Origin of the sequence: Rosenbergiella australiborealis (assembly GCF_018494035.1) — a bacterium.
Lineage (GTDB): Bacteria > Pseudomonadota > Gammaproteobacteria > Enterobacterales > Enterobacteriaceae > Rosenbergiella > Rosenbergiella australiborealis.
Map to the genome: position 1 here is coordinate 84,579 of NZ_JABBFO010000013.1, position 7,712 is coordinate 92,290.

At 44.0% G+C, this 7,712-nt stretch carries 8 protein-coding genes; all 8 read right to left on the reverse strand.

Annotated elements, in window-relative coordinates:
- Positions 1–11 precede the first annotated feature (11 nt).
- The gene (locus HGT73_RS12660) at positions 12–2,351 is read right to left on the reverse strand and encodes an insulinase family protein (RefSeq protein WP_214215584.1); all 2,340 of its coding nucleotides are present in this window, start codon (positions 2,349–2,351) and stop codon (positions 12–14) included.
- A gap of 1 nt (position 2,352) precedes the next feature.
- The gene (gene pqqE / locus HGT73_RS12665) at positions 2,353–3,489 is read right to left on the reverse strand and encodes a pyrroloquinoline quinone biosynthesis protein PqqE (RefSeq protein WP_214215586.1); all 1,137 of its coding nucleotides are present in this window, start codon (positions 3,487–3,489) and stop codon (positions 2,353–2,355) included.
- On the reverse strand, positions 3,482–3,757 hold the full coding sequence (gene pqqD / locus HGT73_RS12670; protein WP_214215599.1) for a pyrroloquinoline quinone biosynthesis peptide chaperone PqqD: 276 nt from the start codon (positions 3,755–3,757) through the stop codon (positions 3,482–3,484). The genes pqqE and pqqD overlap by 8 nt, the downstream gene beginning before the upstream one ends.
- 6 nt (positions 3,758–3,763) lie before the next feature.
- Positions 3,764–4,519 (reverse strand): pyrroloquinoline-quinone synthase PqqC, encoded by a 756-nt coding sequence (pqqC, locus tag HGT73_RS12675; protein ID WP_214215587.1) that lies wholly within the window; start codon positions 4,517–4,519, stop codon positions 3,764–3,766.
- A gap of 1 nt (position 4,520) precedes the next feature.
- Positions 4,521–5,438, reverse strand: a complete 918-nt coding sequence (gene pqqB, locus HGT73_RS12680; RefSeq protein ID WP_214215588.1) for a pyrroloquinoline quinone biosynthesis protein PqqB — start codon at positions 5,436–5,438, stop codon at positions 4,521–4,523.
- A 61-nt stretch (positions 5,439–5,499) separates the two neighbouring features.
- Positions 5,500–5,571, reverse strand: coding sequence for a pyrroloquinoline quinone precursor peptide PqqA (gene pqqA / locus HGT73_RS12685; RefSeq protein WP_099823985.1), 72 nt, complete (start codon positions 5,569–5,571; stop codon positions 5,500–5,502).
- 107 nt (positions 5,572–5,678) lie between these two features.
- A complete protein-coding gene (locus tag HGT73_RS12690) occupies positions 5,679–6,695 on the reverse strand; it encodes a dipeptidase (RefSeq protein ID WP_214215601.1) in 1,017 nt (338 codons plus the stop codon).
- 14 nt (positions 6,696–6,709) lie between these two features.
- Positions 6,710–7,498 carry an endonuclease/exonuclease/phosphatase family protein gene (locus HGT73_RS12695; protein ID WP_214215589.1) on the reverse strand — a complete coding sequence of 263 codons (789 nt, stop codon included), beginning with the start codon at positions 7,496–7,498 and terminating at the stop codon, positions 6,710–6,712.
- Positions 7,499–7,712 lie beyond the last annotated feature (214 nt).

Here is a 7,712-nt window from a genome sequence, read left to right on the forward strand (position 1 = left end):
AGCTTTTTTATTTACTCGATATAAATCCATCTACCTTCTTTCCTTCTTACTTTCTCCACCAGCACATGGTGAGCCTCTTCTAATTCTAACGGCTGACTACCGCCCTGCTTAGTCATCTGAACAGCCGGAAAAAGTCTATGTTGTAAATAATGGTCGATATCTTTGTTACCACTCTTTTCAATATCGAGCGAAAAATGCGGCTGTATCCGAAAAGAGGTAAAAACCAAATCGCGAAAAAATGTTAAAACGTGTATGTACAATTGCTCGGCTGAACGATGAGATGATTGTAAAATGATCTGTAATCCCCAATGGTCACGAAAAATCCGTTCGCGACAGGCAACGGCATAACCGACAGCTTCCACTTCACGTAATTGGTGATAAAACTCACTTTCATAATACCGAGCAAGCTGCTGATAAAGAAAGAGTTCTTGAATAGAATCTGTATCATACGGGATGAAAGCAATAAGCGTTGCGTGGTCATGTTGCGTAATAAGCTGGACCGGTTGCTGAAATCGCTGAGGAACGCTTTCTTCGGTGTACCAGTCAATCGGTAAATTACCGAGCAGAGCCTGTACCCTTTTACTTTCTGTTAAGCTTGGCCCTGTATAAGTTACCGTCCACTGATCAAAGTCATCAGCCAATAAACTTGGCATGTTCAATAGTAATTGTCTTAATGGCAATATTTCATAATCGTCCAGCGAGCTACGTGGTAATGCTTTTGGCCAACACTTAACCAGAAGATCGAGACAATATACAAAGTCAGTAAACTGCTTAAAACCAAGATACAATAAATCGTTGCCCATGACTGGCTGCCAACTCGCCTCACCGGCATAATGCTTAGCAAGACTAAGCACAGGGGATAATGCACGAGTGAGCTCTTCACGTACTTGGTGGGAGATAGCTGACGCTGTTGCTGGCCTGATAAATAAACAAAACCGTTCAGAAGATGGCTGAAAAGTTTTTAACGGTACATTACTCTTTCTATTCAAAGCCATCGGCAAAACTGATGGTTGAGGACGTGGATAGAAAACAAAAGGAAAATCTCTTAAAGTAGGGCAAGATAATTGCAAAATCGTGGATTGAAATTGGCAACTAAGACCTTGACACTCAACCCGACGAGCAGAGCTCATACGCCGGCTATGAAGCAATGCGTAGGTATTGATTGTAGAGGTTGCTTGCTGAAGACACCTTCCCGCTGCTTTTCCCTTGGGTGGAAAGGAGAAAATAAAACCTAATGCATATTCACGCAGAAATTCCATTGCCGGTAAAGTTAAGGCACGAGATTGGGCTAAGTGCTGGTAATGATCAAGCTCTACTGCGGTAAGCTTGCTAAGCTCCATCAACCATCGTTGCCAAATTAGTAAGCATTCTCTCGCTTCTTCATCAGTAAAATCGGTGCCTTCTAACCATAGCGTGAACCATATCTGTTGGTGATCATGATAATGGCGTTCAACTCTAACAGAAAAATATCGGCCAAGGTGTTGGCTCATCACCTGGCTTAATCCCCCTGGCGCCCTATCGGTCATAAGTTCAACAAATAACGGCCAGTCACTCAATGTTTCTATCTCTAAAACGATACTTATCCCAAGTCCCGGCTGTTGACTGAGCTGAATTTCGCCCTCCCAGTTCTGCCACGTGATTATTCCACTTTCTGATACAGTAGGCTGAGAGTGAGTGTTAAGCTTCACATTTGCATCACTAGGTAAACCCAAAACACTAGTAACCTGTTGGTATTGCTGTTGAGTGCTTTGCGGCGAAGCAATCCATACATGACTTTTTTTGGCAGTATAGTGTTGTGAAAAAAACTGTTGGAGAGCATCTCCTAGGGCGACTAAATCCGTTCCAAAAGTGGCTAAGTTGCCGATATGAAATTGAGAAAAAGCGGTGGGATATTCAACTTGGCTATGCAATGCCGCAGAGGTGAGCACCTCTGGTGAATGACAATATAATCGATACTCCTCATCAATAACTGTAGTTTCACGTCGTAAATGTGCGACATCGAAACAAGGAGCGGTGAGCATGTCGTTTAGGCGCGATAGTCCTTCGCCCAGATCCTCAGGATCGATTTCAAAATAGTAAGCCGTATAATTTGGTTGGGTCGTCGCATTGATGCGCCCACCTTTCTGCTGTACCCAAGGCATCAAACGCTGTTGGTCGCGGAAGGTCGTACCGCCCGAGAACACCATGTGTTCGGTAAGGTGGGCTAATCCCGGCCATTCAGGCGGTTCTTGATGGCTACCGCTAGGCACAATCCATACTACTGCCGCGCGGCATAAATGAGGCACATGATGTAACTTCACCTCTAAACCTGAGGCGAATTGGTAGTGCTGTACCTCACTGATTACGCTCATTTTATACCGATGTTTTAAATATTAGCTCTGAATTACGCTGATGCCGAAATTGCAATTGTTCAATCGTAGTCTGACAGCGATTAGCAGCCTCTCTCGCTTCCAAAATTTTGTCGTGATGAGCAGATTTACTGCAGACCGGATCCGCATTATCCGCATTACCTGTTAGCATAAATGCTTGGCAACGACATCCGCCAAAATCTTTCTCTTTTTCATCACAAGAACGACAAGGCTCAGGCATCCAGTCATAACCTCGGTAACGGTTAAAACCAAATGAATTATACCAAATATCATCCAAGGGCTGTTCTAACACAGAGGGAAACTCAATAGGTAATTGACGAGCACTATGACAAGGAAGCGCCTTACCGTCCGGAGTAACGTTCATAAAGATGGCTCCCCATCCCCCCATGCATCCTTTAGGACGTTCTTCGTAATAATCCGGGGTTACAAAAATCAGGTTAGTGAGATTACCCGCCGCTGACATTTTCTCGCGATAGGAGGCTACAACTTTTTCAGCTTCTGCAATCTGCTCTCGCGTCGGAAGTAAACCTTCACGATTAAGTTGTGCCCAACCATAAAACTGACAGGTCGCCAGCTCTACATCATCAGCCTCTAACTCTATACAGAGCTCAATGATCCGATCGATTTGATCGATATTATGACGATGTAAAACAAAATTAAGCACCATCGGATACCCATGTGCTTTCACCGCCTTAGCCATCTCTAACTTTTGTGCGAAAGCCTTCTTGGAACCTGCTAATGCCGCGTTAAGGGTCTCATCACTCGCTTGAAAACTGATCTGAATATGGTCAAGACCAGCCTCAGCAAAAAGATCCAATTTTTTAGCCGTTAACCCAATTCCTGAAGTAATCAGGTTGGTATAAAAACCTAATCCTCGCGCTGCCGCAATAAGCTCAGGCAGGTCTTTACGGGTCAGAGGTTCACCGCCAGAAAATCCCAGCTGTACACTACCCATCGCCCGAGCTTGTTTAAAGACCTCAATCCACTGCGCTGTTGTAAGCTCCTCTTGGGATCGAGCGAAGTCGAGGGGATTGGAACAGTAAGGACATTGCAACGGGCAGCGATACGTCAGTTCTGCGAGCAACCATAAAGGTGCCTTGATTTCAGGATTACTAAGCATCGTTCAAGAGTATCCATTTTTGACGATAAGCCGCCTGTAAAAAATCAATCACATCCTCGTCCACGCCTCCTGCATCAGGAAAACGGCTGTTGAGTTTTTCAATAATCATATCGACCGTTGAAACACCATCGACAAGTTCTAAAATTATTGCTGCAGACTCATTGAGCTTTGCCATTCCTTCTGGATACAAAATAACATGTTGCTGTTGGCTCTCTTCCCATTGCATACGATAGCCACGGCGAAAACAGGGGACTGCTGATAAAGTCATCATCATTTACACCAACCGAGTAGTGTGCCAGACCGGTTTCTCTGTCACAGTGTGATAAGGAGGACGATTTAAACTATAAGCCATAGTCATCGCATCAAGCATCGACCACAGGATATCGAGTTTAAATTGTAGAATCTCAAGCATGCGGGCCTGTTTTTCCGCCGTATCGAAGATAGCCAAGGCCAATGATAAACCATGCTCAACATCTCGACGAGCTTGACCTAAGCGGCTACGAAAGTAGAAATACCCCTCTTGTTTAATCCAAGGGTAGTGCTGAGGCCAACTATCTAAACGTGATTGATGAATTTGCGGCGCAAATAACTCAGTGAGTGAGCTACAGGCAGCCTCTTGCCAATTAGCACGACGTGCAAAATTAACATAAGCATCGACCGCAAAACGAACGCCGGGTAATACATGTTGTTCAGAAAGAAGCTCTTCTCGCCGCAAACCGACCGCTTCACCTAATTGTAACCATGCCTCAATCCCTCCTTCACTATCACCATAGCCATCATGATCGAGAATACGCTGGACCCATTGGCGTCTAACATTTGGGTCAGGACAATTTGCCATGATTGCCGCATCCTTTAGGGGGATGTTAGTTTGATAATAAAAACGGTTTGCTACCCATCCCTTAATTTGTTCTTGTGTTGCTTGGCCATTATGCATGGCAATATGATAAGGATGATGAATATGATAATAAGCCCCTTTCGCACGAAGGGCTTGTTCAAAAGCGTCTGGTGTTAGCGTTTCGCTGATCTGCATTTTATTCTCCCAATGTGATTTCCATTCCATCCCAACTGACTTCAATGCCTGCTTGATTAAGACTAGCTCTTTCTGGGGATGATTCGTTAAGTATTGGGTTAGTATTATTGATGTGGATTAAGATTTTACGTTTTGCTTTCAGGGTAGCCAGCATGGCGATCATGCCCTGCTCTTCGCTGAGCGCCAAATGGCCCATTGCTTTACCGGTATTATGTCCGACACCGGTTGCCATTAATTCATTATCTTGCCAGACCGTGCCATCAATAAGTAAACAATCGGCTTTTTGCAGCCAAGGCAAAATTACCTCATCAGGTTCGCCTAAACCCGGTGCATAAAGTAAGCTCTGATTGGAAGATTCATCTTCGATAAATAAAGCGACATTGTGACCGGGTAATGGCTTATCTCGCCAAGGTGAATAAGGCGGCGCATTACTCATAATCGGGATGGGCGTAAAGCGTAATTGGCGACATACCTGCGTTTTGAAGGATTCCATCGGCGTAATCGGATGATGAAGCAATCCGCCATTCCAATGCTTTAACATTGGAAAAATTGGGAAGCCGGTAGACAAATCGTCATGGACCTCATCAGTGCACCATACCCGATGAGGACAGCCCTCACGAAGACTTAATAGACCGGTACTGTGGTCGATCTGACTATCAGTGAGAATAATATCTCCAACTGTCGTCCCGCGTAAGCAGCCCTGTTTGACAAATTCTGGTGTGTGTCTAATTTGCTCAGAGATATCGGGAGAGGCATTACATAATACCCAATCTTGTCGATTATCACTGATCATTATCGATGATTGGGTACGAGGTCGTGCAGGGAGAGTACCATCGCGTACACCCTGACAGTTGGTACAGTTACAATTCCATTGGGGAAAACCACCACCGGCGGCAGAACCTAGTACTTTGATAAACATAGAAGAGTCGATATAAAGAGAGGAAGATGCCTGTACCGAAGTACAGGCAAAGATGTACAACTTAGCGGTTAGAGATGTACAGAGTGATTTCCATACCTAAACGCATATCTTCAAATTCTGGTTTTTTCCACATAGTGATATCCTCATTATTATCATTTCAGTAATCGTTGATTACCTTGAAGGTGTAAATGTTGCGCTAATGTTTCTCCGAGGTCAACAGTAAATCAAAATTAATCAGAATTATTGACCCCAGGTGCTCTCTAGTACTCTAAACCAATTTTTATGACTGATTTTTTCTATACTTTTTTCGGAGACACCGCGTTTCATTAAACATTCTACAATTAAGGGTAAACCCGTTACATCTTTCAAACTTTTTGGTACCGATACACCATCAAAGTCTGAGCCAAAAGCAAGATGATCATCCCCAATAAGCGTCAATACATAGAGAAAATGATCCACCAAAACTTCAATATCAGTATCTTCAGAGCGTAAGCCATCAGGACGGATAAACGCATTTCCAAAATTAATACCGACGACGCCCCCACTATCACGAATTGCCAAGAGCTGTTGGTCAGTTAGGTTACGAGGTTGGGCACAAAGCTGATGGACCGAAGAGTGAGTGGCAACCAGAGGATGCTTAGACAGAGTAGCAACTTGCCAAAACGTTTTTTCGTTCATATGTGAACAATCGATGAGCATACGTTTATCCGATAATTGAGTAATAAGCTCTTTCCCGGCGCTCGTCAACGCTGAACCACTGTCCGGTGACCCAGGGAATCCACCTGTGACACCTTCCCCGTAAATATTTGGCGTATTCCAAAATGGCCCTAAACTTCTGACTCCCGCTTCATAAAACATGTTTAACATATCGCTACCAACAGCAAGTGCATCGGCTCCCTCTATATGAGCGATCACCGCAAATACGTTATTTTTCTTACATTGATAAAGCTCGGCGGCTGAAGTACAAAGTTTCACTCTACCATTAGAGAGGTTAACGAGCTCTTTCAGTATCGCAAGCTGCTCCCACATGACCGCCAAAGGATTACTCAGTTTTTCAGCGTGTTGCGGGTACTTTTCAGCAATATAATGCTTAGGTGGGATAAAAATAGCAAAGATCCCCCCGATTAAACCTGCCCGTTGTATCCGAGGAAAATCAAGATGCCCTTGCTCAATACCACTAAAAAAAGCAGTTGGATTGCTGGAATAATTCAGCCATAAATTAAGCAGCAAGTCATTATGGCCATCAAAAAAGGTCATCATCCATTCCTTTATTAGAGAAAACTGAATTCGGCAAGCAGTGGATTATGATCAGACGCTTCTGTTTTCAATACTACAGCTCGCTCAAGAGCGATATTACGATAAAAGATAAAATCAAGAGGGCGTCCGAATGCTGTTCGACGAAAGTCATGCTCAAAGCTGACTTCTTGCAAGTGATGTTTGCGGGTAAAGTGGTAAAGCACCTTACTTCTTGGCTGACTCCATGCATTAAAATCCCCTCCCATTAACACCGGCCCCTGGTGATGTTGTATGTGCTCGCCTACTGTATCCAGTTGTTTTTTATAGATATCAATACCTAAACTAAAGTTCACTGCATGGATATTTACAGCCATTAACATTTGCCCATTAGGCATGGGATAAACCGTGATCAGTGCCGACTTTGCTAAACGTAATAAAGGTTCACGTTCGCGTAATGGGCAACAGAAGATGGGCGTACTTTTTGCCAGTGTCATCACTCCTGAGGGATGCTGAGGAAATGATAAGGCAGGGACTTGATCAACACCAATAAAATGGCAGGTAGCAAAAGTGACTAATTCAGGGGTAGTTTGTGCTTCTTGCAACATAACTAAGTGGCTATCTTTGCCGAAATCGGTGATAACAGACTGCCATTGCGCGCGTTGTTGTTTAAATATATTCCAAACAAGCACTTTTAGTTTTTTGTAGTCGGGCAATAATGTGCCTTCCGGTAATCGATGAACATAAGGAAATCGATGTTCCGGTGGGAATACCTGTTTTGCAGGTTGCCCGGCGGTATAACGCATAGCAAATATCTTTTTTCGCACGCTGAAGCTGCCCCTGATTTAGGAATGATTCTCCATAATAGTACCAGCCTATTTAAAAACAATGATGATAAAACAAGCTTTCCACGAAAAAATTTAGAATGCAAAAAACCCATGCTATTTCTAGCATGAGTTTCTTAAAATAAGTGGCGGAACGGACGGGGCTCGAACCCGCGACCCCCTGCGTGACAGGCAGGTATTCTAACCAACTGAACTA